The sequence below is a fragment of the Vibrio sp. M260112 genome (assembly GCF_036533775.1).
GTDB lineage: Bacteria > Pseudomonadota > Gammaproteobacteria > Enterobacterales > Vibrionaceae > Vibrio.
Window position 1 is genome coordinate 36949 of the sequence record NZ_JATABH010000026.1, and the last position, 24677, is coordinate 61625.

The following is a 24677-nucleotide window of genomic DNA, read 5'->3' on the forward strand; positions in this document are numbered from 1 at the left end:
AGCTCTAAGAATGTAAGAGGAAAAAATGGCTACTGTTAGCACCAATGAATTTAAAGGCGGTCTAAAACTAATGCTTGATAACGAGCCTTGCGTTATCTTGGAAAACGAATACGTTAAACCTGGTAAAGGCCAAGCGTTCAACCGCGTAAAAATTCGTAAACTTCTTTCTGGTAAAGTGCTAGAGAAAACCTTCAAGTCTGGTGATACTTGTGAAGTTGCAGACGTAATGGATATCGACCTAGATTATCTATATAACGACGGCGAATTCTACCACTTTATGAGCAACGAAACATTCGAGCAGATTGCTGCTGATGTTAAAGCGGTAGGTGACAACGCTAAGTGGTTGGTTGAAAACAACACTTGTATGTTAACTCTTTGGAACGGCAACCCAATCGTGGTAACGCCACCAAACTTCGTTGAGCTAGAAGTAACCGATACAGATCCAGGTCTAAAAGGCGATACTCAAGGTACGGGTGGTAAACCTGCAACACTGTCTACAGGTGCAGTAGTACGCGTTCCTCTGTTCATCTCTATCGGCGAAGTGATCAAAGTAGATACTCGCTCTGGCGAATACGTTAGTCGTGTAAAATAAGCATTGCTTAGGTTAAGTTTTAGAAAAAGGTCACTTCGGTGGCCTTTTTTATTTTTATCTGCAAGGTTTGATGTGCCACAATTCTAGGTCAGTCCGATGGTACTAAACTATAACCTATGAAACAGTCTCTTAAAATATGGCTAGATGCCGCTCGACCAAAAACCTTGCCTCTCGCATTGGTTTCTATCTTAACGGGTAGCGTATTGGCGTACTCCACTCACCAATTCTCTTTTGTTGTTGCGTTATTGGCGTTTTTGACAGCGACTCTGCTGCAGATTTTATCGAATCTTGCCAATGATTATGGCGATGCAGTGAAAGGAACCGACAATGAAAATCGACTTGGACCGATGCGTGCGATTCAGTCAGGTGCAGTGAGTCAGTCTGCTATGAAGCAGGCGATGATGATTAATGTGGTCCTGACTGTTATTGCGGGTCTGACGTTGGTGATGTACGCGTTAGAAAGCTTACAGAGCATCTTGGCCTTTATTGGCTTGGGGATGTTGGCAATCGTTGCGGCAATTGCTTACACCGTTGGCAATAAACCTTATGGCTATGTTGGCTTAGGTGATATTTCCGTCTTTATTTTCTTTGGTTTACTTGGCGTAGCAGGGACTTACTTCTTGCATGCCGGCATCGTGGCGCCTTTGCTGATCCTGCCAGCGATTGGCTGTGGTTTACTGGCTGTCGCAGTCCTTAATATCAATAACATGCGCGATATTGATAACGACCAAGAATGCGGTAAGAAGACGGTCGCCGTGCGTCTTGGGCAAAAACGTGCCAAGCAGTACCACTTTGTCCTACTAGTGGGTGCTGTTATTGCTTTTGCCGCCTATTTGGTGCATCAACCTAGCCCAATATGGATCAGTCTGCCTTTTCTTCTCAGTCTTATTGTGACCTACAAACATGGTCGAGCAGTCTGGTTGGCACAGCAACCAGCGCAGATTGCGCCAATGATGCCTGCAATAGTGAAATGCTCAATGGTGACCAACTTGCTGTTTGCTGGAGTGGTCATAGCTCAAACTCTGGTGAGTTAAATGATGCATGTCATTGCAATGACTTAATGACCCTATATACTCGATGGAGATAACGAACGGTATGGGAAGGAATACTATGGAATACAATACCTCTGCCTTGTGCGACATCTACTTAGAGCAAGTCGATGTCGTTGAGCCCATGTTTAGTAACTTTGGTGGGTGCGCATCGTTCGCAGGCCAGATCACTACGGTGAAATGCTACGAAGACAATGGATTAATCCGTGAGATCTTAGAGCAAGACGGCCTTGGTCGAGTACTGCTTATTGACGGTGGTGGATCTTTACGCCGAGCTTTGATTGATGCAGAACTTGCGTCAATGGCAGAAGAGAACGAGTGGGAAGGTATTGTTGTTTACGGTTGCGTCCGAGAAGTGGATGAACTGGAAGACATGAGTATCGGTATTCAAGCTATTGCTTCTATTCCAGTAGGCGCAACGTCCCAAGGTGTGGGGGAGGTTGATATTCCGGTTAACTTCGGTGGCGTCACTTTCCTTCCAGAAGATTACCTATACGCAGACAACACAGGGGTGATTCTTTCTCAAGAACCACTTGATGTTGATTTAGAAATCGACGATGAAGAAGAAATCGTGGTTAATGAATAACCCGTGAATCTTTGCACAAACACTGGCCGAAAGGTCGGTGTTTTGTTTTATGGCCGTGAAGTAAGATAAGTACGACGAAGTTTGGTTGCATAAAGATAGCCCGCTGTTCCTCCGACAATATTGCCTAGTGCAATTCCGACAAATAGTCCTTCAATACCGTACCACTGACCGCCAAGCCACGCGCATGGTAAGGTAAAAAGAAACAAACGCATAAAGCTCCATTGGAAAGCACGCATCGGTTGATGAAGGGCATTGAGTCCAGAGACCAACATCATCATTATGCCTTGAAAACCATAGCTAAAAGGCACCACCAACAGGTAATGCCAAAGCAGATCTTTTACCGCAACCTCTTGAGAGAAAAGGGCTGCAATCGGGATACTGAGTGGCACCATCATAATGAATATCCCGAGCTGGAAGACGATGGAAAAGCGCATGCTAAGAAATAGACCAGCAAAACTTCTCGTTGGATTATTCGCTCCCATATTCTGGGCGATGAAGGGCGTTAGAGCTGAAGTCAACGCCATTAAAACTAATATCAGAATTGACTCAACTCTCTGCGCTGCGCCATAAGCGGCAACCGCTGCTGTGCCATGAGAAGAGAGCATCATCATTAAAATAGCGCCCGAGATAGGAGTTAGAGCATTAGATAGTGCCGCTGGAGTACCAATCTTAAGGATTTGTTTCCAGTCTTTTAAGAGAGAATCAAAGTTAGGCAGAGCAAGAAGCTTCTCACGTTTCGCCAATACATAAAGCGAACCGATTAAAGCCCCAAGCCAACTGAATGCACTGGCGATGGCAGCGCCTTGAATTCCAAGTTCTGGAAAAGGTCCGTAGCCAAAGATCAGTAGCGGGTCGAGTAGCCCGTTAATAAATCCAGCTAACATCATGATTTTTGCTGGGGTTTTTGTATCGCCTGTGGCACGAATTGCACTGTTACCCGCCATTGGGATCACCAGCAGAGGAATGGTGAGATACCATATCTGCATGTACTGTTTTATCAGCGGCAGTAAATCAGCTTTTGCGCCAAGAGCTAGAAATAAAGGCTCTATGGAAAAGAAACCTATCGCTGAAGCGAGCACCACAAGAGTCACAGCCAAGATTAGACCGTGGGTAGAAAATCGCGCAGCGTCTTGAGCTTGACCTTGTCCCAGCAAACGTCCAATGCTGGTCGACAGACCAATACCGATTCCCATAGTGATACAGTTGACCGCGAAGGTCACTGGAAAGGTATAGCTGATCGCCGCTAGGGCTTGTGTACCTAGCAGAGAGATAAAGAATGTATCGACTAAGTTGAACATCAGAATCGCGATCATGCCGAACGTCATCGGAACGGTCATCTGACGGAGAACTAGGGGAATTGAGCCTGTTAAAAGGCCATGCTTATCCTGCATTCGGCACAACTACTAGTGTTCGGAAAAGCGTAGGATACTTGATTGAGCCAACAGACACAAAAAAGGCCAGCAAAAGCTGACCTTTATTCTATTATCTAGAAAAATTACGCTTTAGCCGCTGCTGCCGCTTTTGCGATTGCTGCAAAGCTCTTAGCATCTAGAGATGCACCACCAACTAGCGCACCATCGATGTCTGGTTGAGAGAAGTAAGCTTCTGCGTTTTCAGGTTTAACAGAACCACCGTATTGGATAATTACTTGTTCAGCGACTTCTTGGCTCTTCGCAGCGATTAGAGCACGGATAGAAGCGTGAATACGCTGTGCATCTTCAGCTGTTGCTGCTTTACCAGTACCGATTGCCCAGATTGGTTCGTAAGCGATGATTGCATCGTTAAGTGCTTCTACACCGTAAGTATCGATAACAGCGTTGATTTGACGCGCACATACCGCTTCAGTTTCACCAGCTTCGTTTTGAGCTTCGGATTCACCGATACAGAAAACAGGCTTTAGGCCGTTCTCTTTCAGGAAAGCGAATTTCTTAGCGATGAACTCGTCTGATTCGTTGTGGTATTCACGACGTTCAGAGTGACCGATGATGATGTGAGTTGCACCGAAATCTTTCAACATTTCTGGAGACATGTCGCCAGTGAATGCACCACTGTTGTTTAGGTCAGTGTTTTGTGCACCAAGGATGATTTTGTTGCCACCTTTAGCGATTAGCTGTTCCGCTAAGTCAATGTATAGCGCTGGTGGAGCTACAGCAACGTCTACACCTTCAACGCCTTCAAGCTCAGCGTTTAGACCATTTAGCAGCTCTTTTACCATTGTTTTGCTGCCGTTAAGTTTCCAGTTACCCATCACTACAGGACGACGCATAGGAATATCTCCGTGTTTAATCAATTAATGTAAAAAATCTTCGTAAGAATATAACAGATAAAATGGGTTAGATCATGATTACCGTCATGTCTTAACCGGATATCATTTATTGGTAGGAGCAGTCATGCCACATATCTGGTGCAATTGATGGACATATCAGTGACCCATGGTACAAATTTGCTGAAACATGCTCGGAATTAAGCATAGAAATTGGTAATAGTGTTGTCCATTCACCCTTTCTCGTGAAACTCTCTTACATTTGAGGAATACTATGCCAAATCTAGTCATGGAATACTCCAACTCTGTGGATGAACGTGTCAATGTTCAAGGGTTGTTGGAAGATTTACATCAGGTTGCGATCCAGTGTGGGTTGTTTGATATCGGTTCAATCAAGTCAAGGGCACTGCGTTACCACAACTGGTTGATTGGCGATGAAGGAGACAGCGTTGACTTTATCCACATCAGTTTTGAACTGTTAGATGGGCGCAGTACAGAGCAAAAAAGAGAGTTGTCACGTCAATTGATGGATGTGCTGTCAGAGCAGGCAGGGCATGTACGTAGTCTAACGGTGAATATCCGCGACATGGATAAAGAGAGTTTTCAGAAAGTGGTAAATTAGATTACTTTGATCTAATTATTTTTAAATTTTGGGTATTCAAGATGTCAATGAAAGAACTGTTATTCTCGTTTCACGGTCGTATAGGACGTAAAACCTATTGGACTTGGAATGTGGCTTATTACTTACTAATTGTCGGTTTTGCGTTGGGAATGAATGTTCTGTTTCCATCCATAGCGCATCTTATTTTGCCGGTATTCTTGCTGATTGTTCTTTTACCGGATCTCGCCATCACAGCCAAACGTTGGCATGACAGAGGTAAGTCAAGTTGGTGGTTGCTGCTCAATATTCCTTTAGTGATTGGCCGAATGACAATGCCTGTTGGCGATCCAAGCCAAAGCGCGCAACCAACCACTTTACAAGCAGTGAGCTCAATGGCAGCACTGATTTGTGGTCTATGGATTCTAGTTGAGTGTGGTTTCCTTAAAGGCACGGATGGTGAGAATCAATACGGACCGGAAGGGAAGTAGAACGCTTCGCTCCGAGACCGGACTTCGTCCTGCGAGAGTTTAGAACGGGCTGCGCCCTTCGAGAGATGCACGTTATAGATGCTGAGTAGGTATCTGATACAGAGTTTTTGTTAGGGACTTACGTCTAAAATCCAGAAAAAAGGTTGACGCTTTCACGTCAACCTTCCAAGATTTTCTCGCTACTTCCTCAACAATACCTGTTCGACTTTATGATTTTGCCCTTTTTGCAAAATTAAGTGTGCGCGTCCTTTGGTTGGCAAAATATTCGCATCTAGGTTTACACCATTGATCGCTTGCCAGATGCTGTGCGCTTTTTCAATCGCCTGTGGTTCAGTCAGCTTAGTGTAATGGCTAAAGTAAGAGCCGGGCTTGGTAAAGGCACCCTGACGAAACTTCAAGAAACGTTCGACATACCACTGTTCAATAATGGTGCTCTCAGCATCCACATAAAGTGAAAAATCAAGAAAGTCGGAGACAAAGACGCGATGAGGATCGTGAGGGTAGTCCATACCACTTTGAAGGACATTTAAGCCTTCAATAATCAGCACATCTGGGCGATCGACCACTTTGACTTCGTCAGTAATGTCATAAGTGATGTGAGAGTACACCGGAACTTCCAGATTCGGTTTGCCGGCCTTTACATCAGAGACAAACGCTACTAACTGTTTGATATCGTATGACTCAGGGAAGCCTTTTCGGTGCATGATGCCGCGTTTATCGAGCACTTTCTTTGGGTACAGGAAACCATCGGTGGTCACCAGCTCAACTTTAGGGTGGTTATCCCAGCGAGATAATAGCGCCTTGAGCAAACGCGCGGTGGTACTTTTACCAACGGCGACACTTCCCGCGATACCAATGATAAAAGGAGGCGCAGACTCTTGATTCGAAATGAAGTTATTTAATACTGAGTTCCTGCTTTGGCGTGCAGCGATGTAAAGATTTAGTAAACGGGCTAGCGGCAGATAGATTTCTTCAACCTCATTCATCGTAAGGCTTTCATTTACACCTTGTAGCTCAACCAAATCGGTCTCGGATAACGTCATAGGCACAGCGTTACGCAGCGCGGCCCATTGCTGACGATTAAAAGAGAGATACGGCGTCATAGTCATCCTAACTTGGTTTTACTAATACGATAGAGCAGCGAAAATACAACAACCGCTAAAGATTTCCAACGACATAGTCTACATAAGTCAATTTTTGGCGATGAATTGGGCGAATTTTCAACAAATAAGCCCAAACGGACGAAAAAGAGATTTTTTTTTAAATTTACTATTGCAAGGCAGAAAATCATTCAATAGAATGCGCACCACTTATGCCGACTTAGCTCAGTAGGTAGAGCAACTGACTTGTAATCAGTAGGTCACCAGTTCGATTCCGGTAGTCGGCACCATTCTCTCCTTTAGTAGTGAGAATGGATAGAAAATTTGGAGGGGTTCCCGAGTGGCCAAAGGGATCAGACTGTAAATCTGCTGGCACTGCCTTCGATGGTTCGAATCCGTCCCCCTCCACCATATTCTTTAGGAAATAGCTCACAGAGTTACGTGTTGCGGGCATCGTATAATGGCTATTACCTCAGCCTTCCAAGCTGATGATGCGGGTTCGATTCCCGCTGCCCGCTCCACTCTATTTTGAGTGCTGATATAGCTCAGGCGGTAGAGCGCATCCTTGGTAAGGATGAGGTCGGCAGTTCGAATCTGCCTATCAGCACCAGCTCTATTAAAGCAAACTTTTCCTTTTGATACTTTCTTGCTGCTGAACTACGTTTAGTGTTTGAGAGTAATTTTATTACCAATACTTTTTGGTTGCGTGGTCATCAAAGCCACCTAAATCCGTACCTAGAGGGACAACTCATGTCTAAAGAAAAATTTGAACGTACGAAACCGCACGTAAACGTTGGTACTATCGGCCACGTTGACCACGGTAAAACAACTCTAACTGCAGCTATCTGTACAACACTTGCTAAAGTGTACGGCGGTGAAGCGAAAGACTTCGCATCTATCGATAACGCTCCAGAAGAGCGTGAGCGCGGTATCACAATCTCAACTTCTCACGTTGAGTACGACACTCCAACTCGCCACTACGCACACGTAGACTGTCCAGGACACGCTGACTATGTTAAAAACATGATCACAGGTGCTGCACAGATGGACGGTGGTATCCTAGTTGTTGCTGCGACAGATGGCCCAATGCCACAAACTCGTGAGCACATCCTACTAGGCCGTCAGGTTGGTATCCCTTACATCATCGTATTCATGAACAAATGTGACATGGTTGACGATGAAGAGCTTCTAGAGCTAGTAGAAATGGAAGTTCGTGAACTTCTATCTGAGTACGACTTCCCAGGTGATGATCTACCAGTAATCCAAGGTTCAGCTCTAGGCGCACTAAACGGCGAAGAGCAATGGGAAGCTAAGATCATTGAACTAGCAGAAGCGCTAGACAACTACATCCCAGAGCCAGAGCGTGCAGTAGACATGCCGTTCCTAATGCCAATCGAAGACGTATTCTCAATCCAAGGTCGTGGTACAGTAGTAACTGGCCGTATCGAACGCGGTATCCTAAACGTAGGTGACGAAGTTGCTATCGTAGGTATCAAAGAGACAATCACAACAACATGTACTGGTGTTGAGATGTTCCGTAAGCTTCTAGACGAAGGTCGTGCGGGTGAGAACGTTGGTGCACTTCTACGTGGTACTAAGCGTGATGAAGTAGAACGTGGTCAAGTACTAGCGAAGCCAGGTTCAATCACTCCACACACTAAGTTCGAGTCAGAAGTATACGTACTTTCTAAAGACGAAGGCGGCCGTCATACTCCGTTCTTCAAAGGCTACCGTCCACAGTTCTACTTCCGTACAACTGACGTAACTGGTAACATCGAGCTACCAGAAGGCGTAGAAATGGTAATGCCAGGCGATAACATCAAGATGACTGTAGAGCTAATCGCTCCAATCGCGATGGACGAAGGTCTACGTTTCGCGATCCGCGAAGGTGGCCGTACAGTTGGTGCTGGTGTTGTTGCTAAGATCTTCGCTTAATTCTAAAATTTTACGTTTGATGTTTGGCTTAGTGGCTCATCTGTAACGCTTTGAATTGTTGCTTGAGTGGTACCAGCGTTATAACGAAATGATCTTATTATTGTGCCAATACAACTGGTAACGATAACAATTCTTGTTTATATTTATCTTCTGTTAACGGTACTGGAAAGTTTAGATATGTATGTTTGTCTTTGTCATGGTGTTTCGGACAAGAAAATTAGACAGTTAGCCATTGATGAAGGGATCACTGATATCAAGGGGATAAAAAAATGTACTGCGCTGGGTTCGCAATGCGGTAAGTGCATCAAACCAGCCAAAGAAATCCTAGCAGAAACAGAATACCTACAACTCAAACAAGCCAGCTAAGCTATCGCTGAGTCTTTTTTGACAGTTTGCCATTTGGTTCTACATTTAAAAGAGCCAAAGAGGAGGGCTTATGTCATGAAAGGCGATCCAATCATTATCCAGCATCTCAACAAAGTTCTCGGTAACGAGCTCATAGCGATCAATCAGTATTTTCTCCACGCTCGTATGTATAAAGACTGGGGACTCAAACATCTCGCGGAAAAGGAATACCACGAATCTATCGATGAAATGAAACATGCAGATCATCTGATAGAGCGCATTCTATTTTTAGAAGGTCTGCCTAACCTTCAGGATTTAGGCAAGCTTATGATCGGTGAAGATACTAAGGAAATGCTTGAATGCGACCTCAAACTTGAGATGGCCGCGATTCCAGACCTTAAAAACGCTATCGCCTACGCAGAAGATGTCCATGACTATGTTTCTAGAGATCTATTCCAAGATATTCTTGAAGATGAAGAAGAACATGTCGATTGGCTGGAAACTCAATTAGGTCTAATTGATATGTCGGGTATTCAGAATTACCTGCAAGCTCAATATGTTGATGAAGATGACTAGACTCTAACTCGACCTTTTCGGTAGCGAAATGTCACACCTGAGGTGTGGTGAATTTCGTTGCCGATCCCTATCACATTTCTCTTGCTTAAACTGCTTTCTTTCTGTACTATTCGTGCTCCTTAAACTCGGTCAATTATCTTTAGTTCCTTGCTTCCTCTGGACGACCGGGCCATTTGTGGAAGCTGAATAATCCGTAAGGAGCAACCCATGCGTCATTACGAAATCGTATTCATGGTGCACCCAGATCAAAGCGAGCAAGTTGCTGGCATGATCGAGCGTTACACTGGTTCAATCACTGAAGCTGGCGGTACTATCCACCGTCTAGAAGACTGGGGCCGTCGTCAACTGGCTTACCCAATCAACAAGCTTCACAAAGCTCACTACGTTCTAATGAACGTTGAAGCTGACCAAGCTGTAATCGATGAGCTAGAAACTGCTTTCCGTTTCAACGATGCAGTTCTACGTAACATGATCATGCGTACTAAATCAGCGATCACTGAGCAATCTATCATGCTTAAGCAGAAAGAAGAGCGTGCTCCTCGTCGCGAAGAGCGTGCTGAATTCAAGCCAGAAGCAGCTGCTGAGTAATTCAACTTATGACCAATCGAATGGATCTATCTGGCACCATTGCCAAACCGCCCATTCGTTCTAAAAGCCCTAGTGGTATTGAACACTGTCGATTTTGGTTAGAGCATCGCTCTACCGTTATCGAAGCTGACTTACCGAGACAAGTTTATTGTCGTATGCCGGTAGTAGTCAGCGGGCAAAGGTCACAAGCAGACACTCAGAATTTAGTACAAGGCAGTAGCATTAAGGTAAGTGGTTTTGTCGCTTACCAAACCAGCCGAAATGGCATTGGTAAATTAGTGCTTCATGCCGACAACATTACTCAAATTTAAGATCAGGAGATAGCCCATGGCTCGTTTCTTCCGTCGTCGTAAATTCTGCCGTTTCACTGCAGAAGGCGTACAAGAGATTGATTACAAAGACGTAGCAACTCTTAAAAACTACATCACTGAAGCTGGTAAAATCGTACCTAGCCGTATCACTGGTACAAGTGCTAAATACCAACGTCAACTAGCTCGCGCTATCAAGCGTTCACGCTACCTAGCTCTACTTCCGTACACTGACAAGCATCAGTAATCGGTTCGTTTTATAAAGAGGAATTAAACAATGCAAGTTATTCTACTTGATAAAATCGGTAACCTAGGTGGTCTTGGTGACACTGTAAACGTTAAATCTGGTTACGCTCGTAACTTCCTTATCCCTCAGGGTAAAGCAGTTATGGCTACTAAAGGCAACGTTGAAATGTTCGAATCTCGTCGCGCTGAACTAGAAGCTAAAGTTGCTGAGCAACTAACAACTGCTCAAGCTCGTGCTGAGAAAGTTGAAGCACTAGAAGCAGTTGTTATTGCTTCTAAAGCTGGTGACGAAGGTAAACTGTTCGGTTCTATCGGTACTCGCGACATCGCTGATGCAATCACTGCAGCTGGCGTTGAAGTTGCTAAGAGCGAAGTTCGTCTTCCTGAAGGCGCACTACGTAACATCGGTGAGTTCGAGATCAGCGTTCAACTTCACTCTGAAGTTTTCGCTACAGTTACTCTACAAGTTGTTGCTGCTGAATAATTCAGTATCAAGACGTATTTTAAAAGCACCTCTTAGAGGTGCTTTTTTTATATCTAAATAAATCCGGCTGTTTAGAAAATGAACAGTAAGTTGACGGAGAAAATACTGTCCGCCTTTTCTAAGCCTTCGGGAACTTTATCGTGATATTGACGAGAGTGGGAAAGCTTCAACGCGATATCCTCAGTGATGTTGTTTGTCACGCTAATATCTGTATCTGTGCGGATATTGCTGTGACCAGCAACAGTGGTGATATCTGCTGAGACCGCTAAATTGTCGAGCGCTTGCCACTTGGTATTGATGTTACCGCGAAAAATGCCTTCACGGACGGTCTCAGGAAAAATGATGTCATCATCATCAATTTCGTCAAGATTGGGTTCTTGATAGCGAAAACCTGGACCGAACTCGAGCTCTAGCAAGAAGGTGTCAGTATTAGAGAACTGATAACCTAGACCACCAGAAAGGGTGTAATCCTTGAAATACGCACTATACCTAGAGTCGACGCCTTTAAAGCTGCCATAGAGATAGGTTTTGGGGCCTAACTTATAGTCACTTTGAGCGGTATAGCTAGACTGGCGCTTATCTTCCTCACCATTTTTATACAGTAGGTAATATTTCCATTCCCCGTTAGTCCGGTGGCGTCCTTCAACGTATTCTGCACTGAGTCGAGAATTAAGCGAGCGCGAGTCAGAATTACCAGTGTGTGCCTGATAACCAAATTCCACCTCACTATTCCATGGTGAAGGAAGATCAATATCCGTTTTACTTAGTCCATTGTCATCGGCATAGACAAACATTGAGCTCATTAAACTTGCACTCATTAGCCAAATTTTAGACACGAACTACCTCGATATTGATGAAAAGAATGGCACAATAGTAGTTTCAATTGCTCTGTTTACGGTCAGCAATAAGTTAATTCTACATTAGAACCCGACAAACTCACCCAAGGCTACAGACAAAGGCTTCATTCTCGTTATAATTAGCGGTCTATAGCAAGTTGTTGAGCAGACCCATGGCTGAAGCGAAAGTAGATAATCGAAATAAAAAGTTTAGCGACGCACAAGTTGATGCGATAAAAGTCCCTCCACATTCATTGGAGGCTGAACAGTCTGTCATTGGTGGCCTTCTTCTGGATAACGAACGTTGGGATACCGTTGCTGAACGTGTTGTCGCCAAGGATTTCTATAGTCGTCCACACCGATTGATCTTTGAAGCAGTAAAAGCCACGCTAGAAGATAATAAGCCACTCGATCTGATTACTTTATCTGAGTTCTTGGAGCTTCGTGAACAGCTTGAAGATGTTGGAGGCTTTGCTTACCTTGCTGATCTGGTAAGAAATACGCCAAGTGCGGCAAACATCAATGCTTATGCCGATATCGTCGCTGAGCGCGCTTTGGTGCGTGATCTGATTGGGGTTGCAAACGAAATTGCGGATGCTGGCTATGATCCTCAAGGACGTAGCTCTGAAGACTTACTTGATCTTGCTGAAAGTAAAGTGTTCGCGATTGCCGAGGCTCGCACCAATGAGAACGAAGGGCCACAGAATGTTGATAGTATCCTCGAGAAAACGTTAGAACGAATTGAGCTGCTGTACAAATCTCCGCAAGATGGCGTCACGGGTGTTGATACGGGTTTTACTGACCTCAATAAGAAAACCGCTGGTCTTCAAGGTTCTGACTTGGTGATTGTCGCGGCGCGTCCATCGATGGGTAAAACCACGTTCGCAATGAACTTATGTGAAAACGCTGCAATGTCCCAAGAGAAGCCCGTACTTATCTTCTCACTGGAGATGCCCGCTGAGCAGATTATGATGCGTATGCTGGCGTCGTTATCGCGAGTTGACCAGACAAAAATTCGTACTGGTCAGCTAGACGATGAGGATTGGGCGCGTATTTCATCGACGATGGGTATTCTGATGCAGAAAAAGAATATGTACATCGATGACAGCTCGGGTCTAACACCAACGGAAGTGCGCTCTCGTGCACGTCGTATCGCTCGTGATCATGGTGGTCTTTCTATGATCATGGTCGACTACTTGCAGTTGATGCGAGTCCCTGCATTGTCTGATAACCGTACGTTGGAAATCGCTGAGATTTCTCGCTCACTTAAAGCGCTTGCTAAGGAACTTAATGTTCCCGTCGTTGCGCTATCACAGCTTAACCGTTCTCTAGAGCAACGTGCTGACAAACGCCCTGTAAACTCGGATCTGCGTGAATCAGGCTCTATCGAGCAGGATGCCGACTTAATCATGTTTATCTACCGTGATGAAGTCTACAATCCGGACAGTTCAATGAAGGGAACAGCGGAAATCATCCTCGGTAAGCAACGTAACGGCCCAATCGGCTCGGTGAGACTCACCTTCCAAGGTCAATGGTCTCGCTTCGACAACTACGCTGGCCCTGCATTTGATATGGATGATGAGTAACGCTATGAGCTACATGAAAGCAGCGACAGCCTATATTGATTTAGACGCACTTCAACATAACCTACAGCAGATTAAGCTGCAGGCTCCCAACAGTAAGATCATGGCGGTGGTAAAAGCGAACAGCTATGGTCATGGGCTGCGCCACATAGCGAAAAATGCACAGGGTGCAGATGCCTTTGGCGTTGCGCGAATTGAAGAGGCGCTTCAATTACGTGCGTGTGGTGTAGTAAAGCCCATCTTGTTGCTTGAAGGTTTTTACTCATCTGGTGATTTGCCGGTATTAGTCACGAATAACATTCAAACGGTTGTGCATTGTGAAGAGCAGTTAATCGCTTTAGAGCAGGCGGAGCTTGAAACCCCGGTTGTTGTTTGGTTGAAAATTGATAGTGGGATGCACCGTTTGGGCGTGCGTCCTGAGCAGTATGATGAATTTGTTACTCGCCTAAAAGCGTGCAACAACGTCGCAAAACCGCTCCGTTATATGAGCCATTTTGGCTGTGCTGATGAGCTTGACCGTTCAACAACCAATGAGCAAACAGAATTGTTCATGGCTCTGACTGAAGGATGTGAAGGTGAGCGTTCACTCGCGGCATCAGCGGGTTTACTAGCTTGGCCAGATAGCCAACTCGATTGGGTTCGCCCTGGAATTATCATGTATGGGGTCTCTCCATTTAATGACAAAACCGCTCAAGAGCTGGGGTACCAACCTGTAATGACTCTTAAATCACACTTAATTGCTGTGCGAGATGTTAAAGCGGGTGAAAGTGTCGGTTATGGTGGTGTATGGACCAGTGAGCGAGATACCAAAGTGGGTGTTATTGCTATTGGCTATGGGGATGGTTATCCAAGAACCGCACCGAATGGCACACCCGTCTTGGTTAATGGGCGAAAAGTGCCTATTTCTGGTCGTGTTTCAATGGACATGCTGACGGTTGACTTAGGTCCAAATGCCCACGATTTCGTTGGCGATGAAGCTATATTGTGGGGACGAGATCTTCCTGCTGAAGAAGTGGCAAGTCATATCGGTACCATCGCCTATGAACTGGTGACCAAACTCACATCACGAGTTGATATGGAATTTTCGAAGTAGTCTAATGTCGTACAAATTATTGCTAAGACTGGCATTGACTGCCAGTCTTTTTGTTTCTGCCTACTCAATGAGTGCAGAAAAAGATTCCGCCTTCCTGCCTTTTTACTTTAGCACTGAAACTCTCGGTCACACCTTTGGTGTTGCAGGTGTCGCTAAAGGTGTTGGTCAGCCTCAGGCTGCGTTGTTTGGCATGGCGCTCTATTCAGAGAAAGAGAGCTATGTTAGCTTTGTGTCTGCGTTCAATTACGCGTTAGCGGATCAACTTCTTTTTAGCACTCAAATGTATCAGGCTCAATTCAATGATAACCCATACTACTTGGGTGAGCAGGGAAGTAATGACTCACAAACAGGGCAAAAAACCATTACGAATGGTTTCGAACAGAACTACCAGTTTGAATTTAAGTACCTGCTGCCATGGGGCAATGTGAAGCGGCATGGCTTAATGGGTGCGTTTCAACCGATTCGAGAGGTGCGCTTTGCATCTCCGATTGAATCTGGAGTGAGCTCGGTTGTGCTGACTCCGTTTTATTCGTCAAGAGAGCTGGATATCTACAACAAGGCTGACAAAGCCAGTGGTTTTAAGTTTAGTTTTGATTGGGACAACCGTGATAGCGTCAGAAATCCCACTAAAGGCTCACATACCTCATTGGATATTACTGCTGGTGCTGACCGCTGGCAGAGCGAAGATATTTGGACTAAGTGGGAGTTTCAGAATAGCCAATATTATGCGTTAGGCCCGCTCGGTGAGTGGTTTGAACAGCAAGTATTAGCGTTTGATTTCTATACTGCGGATACACCAAGCTGGAGTCGTGTCAAACCACCAGAGCAAGATCAGATACGCTTGGGTGGCTTGTATCGTCTGCGAGGTTACACTAGCGGCCGTTATCATGGCCGTTCAGCGGTGCACTATTCTGCTGAGTACCGAGTGCTGCCTGATTGGCAACCCTTAGATGGCATTCCTTTGATTAATTATTACGATCTGCCTTGGTGGCAATGGGTGGTTTTTGCAGAGGTTGGTCGTGTGGCAGATGAGTACGATGCCAAGACCTTACATAGCGATATGAAGTGGAACTTAGGCGGTGCTGTCCGTTTTCAAGTGGAAGGTATCGTGGTACGAGCAGAAGTGGCTCAAGGAGCCGATGAAGGCACTTTTCGCGTGATGATTAACCAACCTTTTTAGCTATAACAAGACTCTCGCACAGAGAGTCTTGTCTTCCAGTATCCCAAGTCAATCGTGATTTCCTTGAATAGTGGCAATAATGGTTCTTGAGCCACCATAGTCACGATGCTCGCCTAAATAGATCCCTTGCCAAGTTCCTAGCGCTAACCGCCCATTTGTTATTGGAATCATCACACTGCAACCGAGTGTCGACGCTTTAATGTGTGCGGGCATATCATCATCACCTTCGTAAGTATGTTTGTAGTAAGGGGCTCGCTCAGGGACAAAGTGATTAAAGTGTTTCTCCATATCGTGTCTTACGGTTGGATCGGCGTTTTCATTGATGGTTAAACTAGCGGAAGTATGCTGGATAAATAACTGTAATAATCCGACGGAATAGTGTTTAAGTTGTGGTATTTGTTGTTCAATTTCATCGGTTATTAGATGAAATCCTCTCTTCTTCGCTGAGATTTGAATTGTTTTTTGTGTCCACATAAGCAGGCCTGTTGCAGATTGATGTTGCTCTAGTGTTAAGCTTAATCAAGGTTAGTGGTAGAATCTTACTTGCAATGAAGGTGTTTGTTTAAAGTTCAAGCAGGGAACGTGACCTAACTCAATGTGAGTGAGAAAGCCCTGCGTCATAATTGGCACCTGAAAAAAAATTACAAAGTCTTGTTTTGTGGCAATTTGCCCTAACATACCTAATATTATTATTTGCTAAATCGGGGATTCCACCAGTTTTCGCTAGGCTGTATGGAATAAAACCTACTGTAACATCGGGATAGTAACCATGTTGAAAAATATCAATCCAACGCAAACACAAGCTTGGAACGCGCTAACAGCGCACTTCGAATCTGCACAAGATATGGATCTAAAAGCATTATTTGCTCAAGACCCAGCTCGTTTTGAAAACTTCTCTGCTCGTTTTGGCAGCGATATTCTCGTTGATTACTCTAAAAACTTAATCAACGAAGAAACATTGAAGCACCTATTTGCTTTAGCAAACGAAACTGAGTTGAAAGCAGCGATCGAAGCGATGTTCAGTGGTGAAGCGATCAACAAAACAGAAGATCGCGCAGTGCTGCACACGGCTCTACGTAACCGTAGCAACAAACCAGTTATGGTCGACGGTGAAGACGTAATGCCAGCGGTGAACGCAGTGCTTGAAAAAATGAAGTCTTTCACTGAGCGTGTTATTGGTGGTGAGTGGAAAGGTTACACAGGTAAATCCATTACAGATATCGTTAATATCGGTATCGGTGGCTCTGACCTAGGTCCTTACATGGTGACAGAAGCACTCGCACCATACAAAAACCACCTAAATCTACACTTTGTTTCTAACGTTGATGGCACACACATCGTTGAAACATTGAAGAAGGTTAACCCTGAAACCACTCTATTTTTGATTGCGTCTAAGACATTTACTACTCAAGAAACAATGACTAACGCGCACTCAGCCCGTGATTGGTTCCTTGAGTCTGCGGGCGATCAAGCTCATGTCGCTAAGCACTTCGCAGCACTGTCTACGAATGCAACAGCAGTATCTGAGTTTGGTATCGATACGGACAACATGTTCGAATTCTGGGATTGGGTTGGCGGTCGTTACTCACTATGGTCTGCAATCGGTCTGTCTATTGCTCTTGCAGTGGGCTATGACAACTTTGTTGAGTTACTTGATGGTGCTCACGAGATGGACAACCATTTCTCGTCAATGGAACTTGAAAGCAATATTCCTGTGATTCTTGCGCTGATTGGCCTGTGGTACAACAACTTCCACGGAGCAGAGTCTGAAGCGATTCTTCCATATGACCAATACATGCACCGTTTTGCTGCTTACTTCCAGCAAGGTAACATGGAATCTAACGGTAAATACGTTGATCGTGATGGTAATGCAGTGACTTACCAAACAGGCCCAATCATTTGGGGTGAACCAGGTACTAACGGTCAACACGCGTTCTATCAGTTGATTCACCAAGGGACTAAGCTAATTCCTTGTGATTTTATCGCTCCAGCAATCAGCCACAACCCTGCTGGTGATCACCATCAGAAACTGATGTCTAACTTCTTCGCACAAACAGAAGCGTTAGCGTTCGGTAAATCTGAAGAGACGGTAAAAGCTGAATTTGCAAAAGCAGGTAAGAGTGAAGAGGAAGCGGCTACGCTAGCACCATTTAAAGTGTTTGAAGGTAATCGCCCAACGAACTCAATCCTAGTTAAGAAAATCACACCACGTACCCTAGGTAACCTGATTGCGATGTACGAACATAAAATCTTCGTACAAGGCGTTATCTGGAACATCTTTAGTTTCGATCAGTGGGGTGTTGAGCTAGGTAAACAACTCGCGAACCAAATCCTGCCTGAGCTTGCAGATGATTCTGAAATCACGTCGCACGATAGCTCGACTAACGGTCTAATCAATGCGTTTAAGGCTTACAAAGCGTAGAGCGAGAACGCTTCGCTTCGAGATCGTACGAGATTTTAGAACGGGCTTCGTCCTTTAATAAGTTCTTGTGGTGAGCGAGTCGAAAGTTGCAGGCGGTGTTGGCTAATGTTTAAGCTTAACTGTCTGAATTTAAAGAAAAAGGGTTGACACTGTGTGTCAACCCTTTTCGCTTTTCGCTATACCGTTGTATCCACTGTCGGCTGTATCTCTGTGCTGGCCGTAAATTTCTGACTCAGTAACGCGACGACCTGATCGTAGTACTGCATGTTAGGCTTGTTTCCGAGTAGCTTACAGAGTTCGTTTCCAGTAGGCGTAAAACGGTAATAGAGTAGTCGAACCCCTTTGCTATGAGCCTGTAAAGAGAGTTGTTTGCCTTGGTAGTTGAGTGGAAGAGGTGATTCGAGTTCAATTTCCCCTGATTCCAATTCGGTACCATGCATGAGCCCTAGTTCAAACAGCACCAACAGACTGGAGTATGGGAGTTGGTAATTGCCAACGTTAATATTGCTGGTGGTATTGCGTTTACCAAAACTGAATACTCCCCCTTGGGCACGGTAGCCGACCAATAACTTTAGGCTGTTATCCCCGCCAAAACTACAGGCCAATGAAGCGGATCGCTGTAGAATCTGTGCTTCTTTTGGCGTCATGTCTTGGAGTACTTTCAGCGCTTTCATCGAGGTTGAGCCCGGATTCGTGACCTCGCGTTTGAGTACTTGAGCCCATAAGCGTTGCATAGAGTGGTTGTGAACTTCTTGTGCCATATCGAAGAAGCGGTAGAGCCAGTCTTGGTCGGGATCTCCGGCTGTTTCATCTTTACATGAGATATGTGCCAGTTTCAGGATCTGCTCTAGGTTTTTCTGTCTAAGTTCTTTGCGTTTCCTTTCGCGAATCAAGGCTCGCTCCAGCGTGCTTTTTTCTGGAGTCTCAGCCTGAAGTAACGCATCTAAGCCATAAAGCTGGGCGATATTGAGCACACGGCTCGCGCTGTCTTTGATATAGCTGGATTTCTTTTCTTGGCGTTGAGTGTGCTCAGCTTGATGCTCTATGACAACGGGCTTATTGCTCTCAGACATGCTATTTCCTTAGCCATCATATGCTTAAAGTTAAGTATTAAATGTACCTCGGAACGGCTTTGCTCGCCAGAAAAAGACTGTGAGCCACTTTATAAAAATATCGCTACCATAAATGATAACAAGTTGTTAAAATTGTTATCGTTAGTTTTGGGGAGCTTATGAAGTATTTCAATGAAGATAAACTGAAGAAGCATCTGTCAATTGCCCTTTTATTACTAGTTTACCTAGCGGTGCTAGGTTATTTGTCTAGCTATTTGGCCTAATTAAAGGCAATTAACAGGCTGCGAATTTTTTAACACTTACATATCATCGTACTCGGCGATCTCGGTGCCTTGTATGACATATCCTGTTTCTGCCAACTCATGGCTAATGGTTTCTGTTTTTAGTGTCCCAATCACGTAGATAACATCCCACAGTTGTTGAACGGGCGCGCCTTTAGGGAATTTCACATAGATGATTTGATTTGGTGGTGGTGGTGGTACGTGAATACATGCCCCGAAGTACGGGACGAGTAGAAACTCCGTCACCATGTTTTCATCCCCTTCCAGTGGAATGACAAAGCCCGGGATTTTAACCATACTGCCGTTTAGCTCTTGTCGAACCGTGCCAACCTTTGACTGTTTCATTACATCACCGTCGTGGTCGATGGCGGGCATGCCATATGCGTCAAACTGGTTGCGCTCACTCTCCGGAATCAGGTCAATCCAATCGAGAGTCAGAGTATCTTCTGCATGAGCAGTTATGCTTGATAACGCCACGGTGATCAGCGTTAGAAATAAAATCGTTATCTTCTTCATTGTTACACTCTAATCGTCATACCATCGCTAAGCGATTGTTTATAAGCTCTTAGTGCGGGAATAAATCCGACTAGGGTTCCCGCAAGTTGTACCGCTCCCAGCAGCGTCAGTTCATGTGATGAGAGGGCTAATATCTGTAGATTGATGCCATAGTGTTGCTGAACGAGAGGCGCAGCGAAAGCAAGTGCCGCATAGAGCCCGATGATTCCGATGACTAAGCCGATGAATGTCAGGACACTAGCCTCAAGAATTAACAGACTAAACACATGTCTAGGTCGAGCGCCCATCGCTCTTAAGATTGCCATTTCACGTCGTCTTTCTTGCAAGCTGGTGAGTAAGCTTGAAAGCATACCCAGTAGTCCTGCTATAACGACGAACACGGAAACGGCCATCAATGCCTGCTCCGCTACGGACATCATACCCCAAAGTTCATGTAATGCGACTCCAGGTAGGATGGCACTTAATGGTTCTTTGCCGTAGGTGTTAATTTGCCTCTGAAGAGCGAAAGTTTGAATTTTTGATTTCAGGCCGATCAGCATTGCGGTGATCTGTTTGGGTTGGAAATCCATAGCGTTTAACTGTTCAGCGGTCGGATTATTGCCTAAATTAGCACCGCTTTCCCAGCCAACGTGAATGGCTTCAATGGCTTGTAGAGAAACATGAATGGTTTTGTCTACGGGCGTTCCTGTTGGCGCCAAGATGCCTACAACTTTAAATGGTAATTTATCGTGGCGGCTGAATGCCACATCGCTGATCCCGTGTGCGATGACCATTTCACTGCCTATTGTGTAGTTGAGGGAACGAGCGACCTCTGACCCAATAACGGCTTCAAATAATCCATTAAACTCTTGCCCGTATTGAAACGAGAGGTTCTGTTTCTTTCCATATTGGTAGTAAGAGAAATAGTCATGATTGGTACCTAATACTCGGAATCCTTTATGAGAATCGCCAAGTGAGATTGGGATTGTCCATGCGACCGAGCGGTGCTGGCTAAACTCCTGAAAACTCTTCCAATCAATATTATTAGTGGCATTGCCTATGCGAAAAACAGAATAAAGCAATAGATTGACCTGTCCGGAACGGCCTCCAACAATCAAATCTGTTCCTGAAATCGTGTTGGCGAAACTGCTTTTGGCTTCTGTTCGAATACGTTCAACACCGAGTAAGAGAATGACCGAAATTGCTACGGTCAGGATAGACAGTATCGCAGTGACTTTGCGGTTTCGAACACTTTTCCACGCAAGGCTAACGGTTGGTGTCATGACTTCCCTCCTGCCTGATTAATTTGTTCTAGATCGATGGTTCTGTCGAACAGGGGCTCCAGTGTCGGATCATGGCTGACAAACAAAAGGGTAGAACCCGCTTGATTGACTTGCTCTAAAAGCAGTTCGATAAAAGCAGTGCGATTGTTGTAATCAAGTGAAGAGGTCGGTTCATCGGCAATAATAACTTCCGGTTTACCGATTAAGGCTCTTGCTGCGGCTACGCGTTGCTGCTGACCGATGCTGAGTTCGACCACGGGTTTGTTCAGTAGGCTCTCTGGTAAGCGAAGTTTTTTCAACAACGCTTGGGCGTGCAAGATGATGTCACCTTCAACTTGCTGGCGACGTGAGGAAGAAAACTGACATGGCAGCATGACGTTTTCAATCACGCTTAAGTATGGCAATAGATTAAATTGTTGAAAAATATAGCCAATATTGTCAGCACGAAACTTATCGCGTTGGCTACCTGATAGCGCTGAAAGGTCTTTTCCCAACACGCGGATCTGACCAGAGGTAGCACAGTTGATGCCAGTCAGTAGCCCCAATAGGGTCGACTTTCCACAGCCACTAGGGCCTTTAATAAAAAGGTGTTCGCCACGCTTAATCGTTAGTGAGGGAATACTTATTGTCGCGGCTCGGTTACCTGGCCAGATGAACTCGACTTGATTGAGTTCGACGACAGGCTGATGACTAAGGTTATCCATTCTGGTTTCCAATCAAGAGGTAAGTGGCCCAACAGAGCTAGGCCACTTTAGCATTAGAATGAAATAGTTTTCTGACCCGGTTTAAGCTCCATTGCAGCTTGTTTGCTGTCAGTTAACAGGTTCACTTTGATTGATTCAGTGCTAGGGAACTGAGAGAACCAAGATGTTTCGATGTTGCTGATAGCAGAAACATTGTCGCACTGGTAATGATACTCAACGGTGAACTCACCATGGCCTGATTCATGATCGTGATTGTCGTGGTCATGATGCTCATCATGATCGTGCTTGTCATGGTCGTGTTTATCGTGGTCATGATGTTCTTCATGATCGTGCTTGTCATGGTCATGATGTTCTTCATGATCATGTTGGTCGTGTTCGCTGTCGCCTAAAGTGTGAGTAACAGATTGGTGCTCGACTTTACAACCAGCTTCAGAGGTTAGGGTGAAGACATGATCAGCATGGCTCAGTTTGGCTACAGCGTCTTTTAGCTGCTGCTTTTCTGCGTCATTTGTAGGTGCGTGTTCAAAACCAACCACATCTGCACCTGGGGCCGTAATCTCGATCAGAAGTTCTTTGCCGTCTTGAGCAATATTGAATTCAACCTGACCATGGACATGGGCACCATGCTGGCGGAAACCTTCTTCTGCATATGCCAGAGAGCTAGTAGCCAGGGCAACACCCAACGCAAGAGGAGTAATCTTGTTCATTTTGATTCCTGAAAATATTTAATAAAGTAACTGTGACCAATAAAGGGAATAATGTTTAAGTAGTTGTTTTAAATATAATCAAGAAAGAGGCGGAGAGCGCGGTTGATAGGCATAAAACACCACTTCCTGGACACGAGTCGTTAGGGTAACGTCTGGTCGCAAGTTTAGTGGGGCAGCAAGGAGATTGAGAGGTGCCGGACTCGCTCCATGTAATCCACTGGCAAAAAGTTGGCAGTGATGTTCACTATGGTGAGTTGACGAAAGTTCGTACTGGTGCTCGATATAGGCAAAGTTGAGCCATAGCAACAGCGCAGCTGCTAACAGAGCAACCGCCATTGAACGAACTGAAACTGGGCGAGATATCAACACGGCGAGAACAAACAAAAAATGGAATTGTTATACTATAACAACTCCATTCAAAAGGTGAAACCTAACTGCTCAATTGCTAGATGTTTTCTTTGACTAGCTTCAAGACTTGCTCAATCTCAGATTCATTGAGCGCGCCTTCTTTTACAAATAGCACTTTGCCTTGTTTGTCTTGAACAATGATCGCCGATGACTCTTTAGCTAAATCCCAATGACTTGCAACGGCTCCCTCTTCGTCTAGAACCATTGATGACCATGGAAATTCTTTTTTGCTGTCTTCCGCTGATGATTTAACGAACGATCCTGTTCCCCAGATAGCATCATCTTGGTTGATGATAGATGTCGTTTGGTAGCTTTGCTGAGGGAACTTCGCTGCTGTGATCGCTGCCATTAAAGGCGCATTGAGTTCTTTTGAACTGCTACGCCCAGCAATCGCTTGGATGACACGAACTTTACCGGTCATATCCTGCGTTGACCATGTCTGAAACGCAGTATCATCCCCTTGAAGAATGATTTCGCCGTAGCTTTTCACCTCAACCGTTGGGACGGCTTGACCCAAGGCGATGTTGTGTGCAAAAGCCAAGGCTGGAGAGCATGCAATTGCTAGAGTAAGAAGGGTTTTATTTTTCATTATGTTATTCCTTTTGATTGTGCGAGAAAAAGTATATACCGAAAATTTTGCTTGGGTAGAGAATTGTGCTGAAGTGTGATGAAATGTAATTATTTTGTTAACAAAATGCTGTCTAATAATGCCAAATTAGGTATAATCCACACAAGTTCTAAGGAATGGAGCAAAATCAAGGTTTCTCTTGTGTTTAGTAGGAATAGGGGGTGCTATGTTGCGTGAATTTACTACCTATCGTCCACATCAAGTTGCACGATTTGTTAAAACTTTGTTTAAAGGGCAATTTGTAATCTCAGGTGTGGGGAAATTTAAATTTGATAATGGCAAAGTTTTATTACCAGACGTGAAAGACTCTCGAAAACTTATGACCTACAAAGAGATTAATCAGGCCATTGCGGCACTATCTGTGTAGTACGCACAGGTAAGTTACTGATTTCAAGATATTAAAAAGTCGCCCTTGTGGCTAACTCCTATCAGTTAAGCAAATGAACAGTTGAACGATCCTGTGGTCGGTTGAAAATACCCTCAAGCATTTCATGTTTGAGGGTATCTTTATGACGGCTCAGCACTGTACCCTGAACCAGAACGAAAAAAACGGCCCAAATCAAGGACCGTTCGTATAAGTAAAACTCGCTACCCTGTTCGTTCCAAACACGTTAAGTGATAGGTACCCCTATTCGAGGCTCTGTACTGATCTCGTACCATAGCGGTTGTTCATTAGCCATATAACGGCGAACGTATTCCCAATAGCCATACATAGGGGCATGACTGCCCATGTTGTGCAGCAAACTGAGATATTGATGGCGTTGACCAGTTAAATCAGCATTGACCGCGTGTTGAGGGTTAAGCCAGAGCATTAACTCATAGC

At 44.9% G+C, this 24677-nt stretch carries 29 protein-coding genes, 4 tRNA genes and 1 pseudogene; 21 read left to right on the forward strand and 13 right to left on the reverse strand.

The annotated features are described in order from the left end of the window. The first annotated feature begins 25 nt into the window (after positions 1 to 25). From efp to rraA, 3 genes are all read left to right on the forward strand, one after another. Positions 26 to 592, forward strand: coding sequence for an elongation factor P (gene efp, locus QTN95_RS12300; RefSeq protein ID WP_331417675.1), 567 nt, complete (start codon positions 26 to 28; stop codon positions 590 to 592). A gap of 116 nt (positions 593 to 708) precedes the next feature. Continuing rightward, the gene (locus tag QTN95_RS12305) at positions 709 to 1626 is read left to right on the forward strand and encodes a 1,4-dihydroxy-2-naphthoate polyprenyltransferase (protein ID WP_331417676.1); all 918 of its coding nucleotides are present in this window, start codon (positions 709 to 711) and stop codon (positions 1624 to 1626) included. A 76-nt stretch (positions 1627 to 1702) separates the two neighbouring features. Further along, a complete protein-coding gene (gene rraA / locus QTN95_RS12310) occupies positions 1703 to 2227 on the forward strand; it encodes a ribonuclease E activity regulator RraA (RefSeq protein WP_138971044.1) in 525 nt (174 codons plus the stop codon). A gap of 47 nt (positions 2228 to 2274) precedes the next feature. On the opposite strand, the gene QTN95_RS12315 is transcribed toward rraA, so the two are convergent. Continuing rightward, positions 2275 to 3618, reverse strand: coding sequence for an MATE family efflux transporter (locus QTN95_RS12315; protein WP_331417677.1), 1344 nt, complete (start codon positions 3616 to 3618; stop codon positions 2275 to 2277). A 104-nt stretch (positions 3619 to 3722) separates the two neighbouring features. Then, the gene (tpiA, locus tag QTN95_RS12320) at positions 3723 to 4493 is read right to left on the reverse strand and encodes a triose-phosphate isomerase (protein WP_331417678.1); all 771 of its coding nucleotides are present in this window, start codon (positions 4491 to 4493) and stop codon (positions 3723 to 3725) included. Positions 4494 to 4764: 271 nt separating this feature from the next. On the opposite strand from tpiA, the gene QTN95_RS12325 reads away from it, so the two are divergent. Then, positions 4765 to 5112: a 5-carboxymethyl-2-hydroxymuconate Delta-isomerase gene (locus tag QTN95_RS12325; protein ID WP_138971042.1), complete on the forward strand. Its 348-nt coding sequence runs from the start codon at positions 4765 to 4767 to the stop codon at positions 5110 to 5112. A gap of 41 nt (positions 5113 to 5153) precedes the next feature. Next, positions 5154 to 5579, forward strand: coding sequence for a DUF805 domain-containing protein (locus QTN95_RS12330; protein ID WP_138971041.1), 426 nt, complete (start codon positions 5154 to 5156; stop codon positions 5577 to 5579). Positions 5580 to 5758: 179 nt separating this feature from the next. Here the strand turns inward: QTN95_RS12330 and coaA are convergent, their stop codons facing one another. Next, entirely contained in the window at positions 5759 to 6682 is a 924-nt protein-coding gene (gene coaA / locus QTN95_RS12335; RefSeq protein WP_331417679.1) for a type I pantothenate kinase, read from the reverse strand. Positions 6683 to 6893: 211 nt separating this feature from the next. Between coaA and QTN95_RS12340 the strand changes: the two genes are divergently transcribed. The 11 genes from QTN95_RS12340 to rplI all read left to right on the forward strand — a co-directional run bounded on the left by QTN95_RS12340 (position 6894) and on the right by rplI (position 11161). Beyond that, a tRNA-Thr gene (locus QTN95_RS12340) sits at positions 6894 to 6969 on the forward strand. Between the two features lie 36 nt (positions 6970 to 7005). Beyond that, positions 7006 to 7090 (forward strand) — tRNA-Tyr (locus QTN95_RS12345). Positions 7091 to 7125: 35 nt separating this feature from the next. Next, positions 7126 to 7200: transfer RNA gene (locus QTN95_RS12350), tRNA-Gly, on the forward strand. Positions 7201 to 7213: 13 nt separating this feature from the next. After that, positions 7214 to 7289: transfer RNA gene (locus QTN95_RS12355), tRNA-Thr, on the forward strand. 140 nt (positions 7290 to 7429) lie between these two features. Further along, positions 7430 to 8614 carry an elongation factor Tu gene (tuf, locus tag QTN95_RS12360; protein ID WP_331417680.1) on the forward strand — a complete coding sequence of 395 codons (1185 nt, stop codon included), beginning with the start codon at positions 7430 to 7432 and terminating at the stop codon, positions 8612 to 8614. A gap of 177 nt (positions 8615 to 8791) precedes the next feature. Then, complete coding sequence (locus tag QTN95_RS12365; RefSeq protein WP_269377905.1) at positions 8792 to 8980, forward strand: bacterioferritin-associated ferredoxin; 189 nt, start codon at positions 8792 to 8794, stop codon at positions 8978 to 8980. Between the two features lie 75 nt (positions 8981 to 9055). Further along, positions 9056 to 9535, forward strand: coding sequence for a bacterioferritin (bfr, locus tag QTN95_RS12370; protein ID WP_138971617.1), 480 nt, complete (start codon positions 9056 to 9058; stop codon positions 9533 to 9535). Between the two features lie 207 nt (positions 9536 to 9742). Beyond that, complete coding sequence (rpsF, locus tag QTN95_RS12375; RefSeq protein WP_331417681.1) at positions 9743 to 10123, forward strand: 30S ribosomal protein S6; 381 nt, start codon at positions 9743 to 9745, stop codon at positions 10121 to 10123. Between the two features lie 8 nt (positions 10124 to 10131). After that, a complete protein-coding gene (gene priB, locus QTN95_RS12380) occupies positions 10132 to 10434 on the forward strand; it encodes a primosomal replication protein N (protein WP_331417682.1) in 303 nt (100 codons plus the stop codon). 16 nt (positions 10435 to 10450) lie between these two features. Then, the gene (gene rpsR, locus QTN95_RS12385; protein ID WP_000090472.1) at positions 10451 to 10678 is read left to right on the forward strand and encodes a 30S ribosomal protein S18; all 228 of its coding nucleotides are present in this window, start codon (positions 10451 to 10453) and stop codon (positions 10676 to 10678) included. A gap of 30 nt (positions 10679 to 10708) precedes the next feature. Continuing rightward, positions 10709 to 11161, forward strand: coding sequence for a 50S ribosomal protein L9 (gene rplI, locus QTN95_RS12390; protein ID WP_331417683.1), 453 nt, complete (start codon positions 10709 to 10711; stop codon positions 11159 to 11161). A 71-nt stretch (positions 11162 to 11232) separates the two neighbouring features. Here the strand turns inward: rplI and QTN95_RS12395 are convergent, their stop codons facing one another. Next, on the reverse strand, positions 11233 to 11997 hold the full coding sequence (locus tag QTN95_RS12395; RefSeq protein WP_331417684.1) for a DUF481 domain-containing protein: 765 nt from the start codon (positions 11995 to 11997) through the stop codon (positions 11233 to 11235). 173 nt (positions 11998 to 12170) lie between these two features. Between QTN95_RS12395 and QTN95_RS12400 the strand changes: the two genes are divergently transcribed. From QTN95_RS12400 to QTN95_RS12410, 3 genes are read left to right on the forward strand one after another with little or no spacing between them, the layout of a single operon-like run. Continuing rightward, entirely contained in the window at positions 12171 to 13583 is a 1413-nt protein-coding gene (locus tag QTN95_RS12400) for a replicative DNA helicase (RefSeq protein WP_331417685.1), read from the forward strand. A gap of 13 nt (positions 13584 to 13596) precedes the next feature. Next, positions 13597 to 14673 (forward strand): alanine racemase, encoded by a 1077-nt coding sequence (gene alr / locus QTN95_RS12405; protein WP_331417692.1) that lies wholly within the window; start codon positions 13597 to 13599, stop codon positions 14671 to 14673. A 4-nt stretch (positions 14674 to 14677) separates the two neighbouring features. Next, positions 14678 to 15853, forward strand: coding sequence for a BamA/TamA family outer membrane protein (locus tag QTN95_RS12410; RefSeq protein ID WP_331417686.1), 1176 nt, complete (start codon positions 14678 to 14680; stop codon positions 15851 to 15853). A gap of 48 nt (positions 15854 to 15901) precedes the next feature. On the opposite strand, the gene QTN95_RS12415 is transcribed toward QTN95_RS12410, so the two are convergent. Beyond that, entirely contained in the window at positions 15902 to 16327 is a 426-nt protein-coding gene (locus QTN95_RS12415) for a secondary thiamine-phosphate synthase enzyme YjbQ (RefSeq protein WP_138971612.1), read from the reverse strand. A 295-nt stretch (positions 16328 to 16622) separates the two neighbouring features. Here QTN95_RS12415 and pgi point away from each other — a divergent pair, with 295 nt between their 5' ends. Beyond that, entirely contained in the window at positions 16623 to 18275 is a 1653-nt protein-coding gene (pgi, locus tag QTN95_RS12420) for a glucose-6-phosphate isomerase (RefSeq protein ID WP_138971611.1), read from the forward strand. 176 nt (positions 18276 to 18451) lie between these two features. Here pgi and QTN95_RS12425 read toward each other — a convergent pair whose 3' ends face one another. The 7 genes from QTN95_RS12425 to QTN95_RS12455 all read right to left on the reverse strand — a co-directional run bounded on the left by QTN95_RS12425 (position 18452) and on the right by QTN95_RS12455 (position 23815). Continuing rightward, positions 18452 to 19348: a TIGR03899 family protein gene (locus QTN95_RS12425; protein WP_331417687.1), complete on the reverse strand. Its 897-nt coding sequence runs from the start codon at positions 19346 to 19348 to the stop codon at positions 18452 to 18454. A gap of 299 nt (positions 19349 to 19647) precedes the next feature. Then, positions 19648 to 20145, reverse strand: coding sequence for a DUF3299 domain-containing protein (locus tag QTN95_RS12430; protein WP_331417688.1), 498 nt, complete (start codon positions 20143 to 20145; stop codon positions 19648 to 19650). A 2-nt stretch (positions 20146 to 20147) separates the two neighbouring features. Further along, positions 20148 to 21407 carry an ABC transporter permease gene (locus tag QTN95_RS12435; RefSeq protein WP_331417689.1) on the reverse strand — a complete coding sequence of 420 codons (1260 nt, stop codon included), beginning with the start codon at positions 21405 to 21407 and terminating at the stop codon, positions 20148 to 20150. Beyond that, positions 21404 to 22111, reverse strand: coding sequence for an ABC transporter ATP-binding protein (locus tag QTN95_RS12440; protein ID WP_138971606.1), 708 nt, complete (start codon positions 22109 to 22111; stop codon positions 21404 to 21406). The genes QTN95_RS12435 and QTN95_RS12440 overlap by 4 nt, the downstream gene beginning before the upstream one ends. Positions 22112 to 22164: 53 nt before the next feature. Next, positions 22165 to 22818 (reverse strand): zinc uptake protein ZrgA, encoded by a 654-nt coding sequence (gene zrgA, locus QTN95_RS12445; RefSeq protein ID WP_331417690.1) that lies wholly within the window; start codon positions 22816 to 22818, stop codon positions 22165 to 22167. 78 nt (positions 22819 to 22896) lie between these two features. After that, complete coding sequence (locus QTN95_RS12450; RefSeq protein WP_138971604.1) at positions 22897 to 23187, reverse strand: DUF2607 family protein; 291 nt, start codon at positions 23185 to 23187, stop codon at positions 22897 to 22899. A gap of 76 nt (positions 23188 to 23263) precedes the next feature. Continuing rightward, positions 23264 to 23815: a YtfJ family protein gene (locus tag QTN95_RS12455; protein ID WP_138971603.1), complete on the reverse strand. Its 552-nt coding sequence runs from the start codon at positions 23813 to 23815 to the stop codon at positions 23264 to 23266. Between the two features lie 205 nt (positions 23816 to 24020). Between QTN95_RS12455 and QTN95_RS12460 the strand changes: the two genes are divergently transcribed. Continuing rightward, positions 24021 to 24221, forward strand: coding sequence for a DUF1107 family protein (locus QTN95_RS12460; RefSeq protein ID WP_138971602.1), 201 nt, complete (start codon positions 24021 to 24023; stop codon positions 24219 to 24221). Positions 24222 to 24465: 244 nt separating this feature from the next. Here the strand turns inward: QTN95_RS12460 and QTN95_RS12465 are convergent. Further along, positions 24466 to 24677 (reverse strand): annotated as a pseudogene (locus QTN95_RS12465) (hypothetical protein); the annotation flags it as partial.

What these genes read in the sequence shown, in the direction of transcription:
- efp (WP_331417675.1), top strand. Translation starts at nt 26, where the DNA reads ATGGCTACTGTTAGCACCAATGAATTTAAAGGCGGTCTAAAACTAATG.
- QTN95_RS12305 (WP_331417676.1), top strand. Translation starts at nt 709, where the DNA reads ATGAAACAGTCTCTTAAAATATGGCTAGATGCCGCTCGACCAAAAACC.
- rraA (WP_138971044.1), top strand. Translation starts at nt 1,703, where the DNA reads ATGGAATACAATACCTCTGCCTTGTGCGACATCTACTTAGAGCAAGTC.
- QTN95_RS12315 (WP_331417677.1), bottom strand. Translation starts at nt 3,618, where the DNA reads ATGCAGGATAAGCATGGCCTTTTAACAGGCTCAATTCCCCTAGTTCTC.
- tpiA (WP_331417678.1), bottom strand. Translation starts at nt 4,493, where the DNA reads ATGCGTCGTCCTGTAGTGATGGGTAACTGGAAACTTAACGGCAGCAAA.
- QTN95_RS12325 (WP_138971042.1), top strand. Translation starts at nt 4,765, where the DNA reads ATGCCAAATCTAGTCATGGAATACTCCAACTCTGTGGATGAACGTGTC.
- QTN95_RS12330 (WP_138971041.1), top strand. Translation starts at nt 5,154, where the DNA reads ATGTCAATGAAAGAACTGTTATTCTCGTTTCACGGTCGTATAGGACGT.
- coaA (WP_331417679.1), bottom strand. Translation starts at nt 6,682, where the DNA reads ATGACGCCGTATCTCTCTTTTAATCGTCAGCAATGGGCCGCGCTGCGT.
- tuf (WP_331417680.1), top strand. Translation starts at nt 7,430, where the DNA reads ATGTCTAAAGAAAAATTTGAACGTACGAAACCGCACGTAAACGTTGGT.
- QTN95_RS12365 (WP_269377905.1), top strand. Translation starts at nt 8,792, where the DNA reads ATGTATGTTTGTCTTTGTCATGGTGTTTCGGACAAGAAAATTAGACAG.
- bfr (WP_138971617.1), top strand. Translation starts at nt 9,056, where the DNA reads ATGAAAGGCGATCCAATCATTATCCAGCATCTCAACAAAGTTCTCGGT.
- rpsF (WP_331417681.1), top strand. Translation starts at nt 9,743, where the DNA reads ATGCGTCATTACGAAATCGTATTCATGGTGCACCCAGATCAAAGCGAG.
- priB (WP_331417682.1), top strand. Translation starts at nt 10,132, where the DNA reads ATGACCAATCGAATGGATCTATCTGGCACCATTGCCAAACCGCCCATT.
- rpsR (WP_000090472.1), top strand. Translation starts at nt 10,451, where the DNA reads ATGGCTCGTTTCTTCCGTCGTCGTAAATTCTGCCGTTTCACTGCAGAA.
- rplI (WP_331417683.1), top strand. Translation starts at nt 10,709, where the DNA reads ATGCAAGTTATTCTACTTGATAAAATCGGTAACCTAGGTGGTCTTGGT.
- QTN95_RS12400 (WP_331417685.1), top strand. Translation starts at nt 12,171, where the DNA reads ATGGCTGAAGCGAAAGTAGATAATCGAAATAAAAAGTTTAGCGACGCA.
- alr (WP_331417692.1), top strand. Translation starts at nt 13,597, where the DNA reads ATGAAAGCAGCGACAGCCTATATTGATTTAGACGCACTTCAACATAAC.
- QTN95_RS12410 (WP_331417686.1), top strand. Translation starts at nt 14,678, where the DNA reads ATGTCGTACAAATTATTGCTAAGACTGGCATTGACTGCCAGTCTTTTT.
- QTN95_RS12415 (WP_138971612.1), bottom strand. Translation starts at nt 16,327, where the DNA reads ATGTGGACACAAAAAACAATTCAAATCTCAGCGAAGAAGAGAGGATTT.
- pgi (WP_138971611.1), top strand. Translation starts at nt 16,623, where the DNA reads ATGTTGAAAAATATCAATCCAACGCAAACACAAGCTTGGAACGCGCTA.
- QTN95_RS12425 (WP_331417687.1), bottom strand. Translation starts at nt 19,348, where the DNA reads ATGTCTGAGAGCAATAAGCCCGTTGTCATAGAGCATCAAGCTGAGCAC.
- QTN95_RS12430 (WP_331417688.1), bottom strand. Translation starts at nt 20,145, where the DNA reads ATGAAGAAGATAACGATTTTATTTCTAACGCTGATCACCGTGGCGTTA.
- QTN95_RS12435 (WP_331417689.1), bottom strand. Translation starts at nt 21,407, where the DNA reads ATGACACCAACCGTTAGCCTTGCGTGGAAAAGTGTTCGAAACCGCAAA.
- QTN95_RS12440 (WP_138971606.1), bottom strand. Translation starts at nt 22,111, where the DNA reads ATGGATAACCTTAGTCATCAGCCTGTCGTCGAACTCAATCAAGTCGAG.
- zrgA (WP_331417690.1), bottom strand. Translation starts at nt 22,818, where the DNA reads ATGAACAAGATTACTCCTCTTGCGTTGGGTGTTGCCCTGGCTACTAGC.
- QTN95_RS12455 (WP_138971603.1), bottom strand. Translation starts at nt 23,815, where the DNA reads ATGAAAAATAAAACCCTTCTTACTCTAGCAATTGCATGCTCTCCAGCC.
- QTN95_RS12460 (WP_138971602.1), top strand. Translation starts at nt 24,021, where the DNA reads ATGTTGCGTGAATTTACTACCTATCGTCCACATCAAGTTGCACGATTT.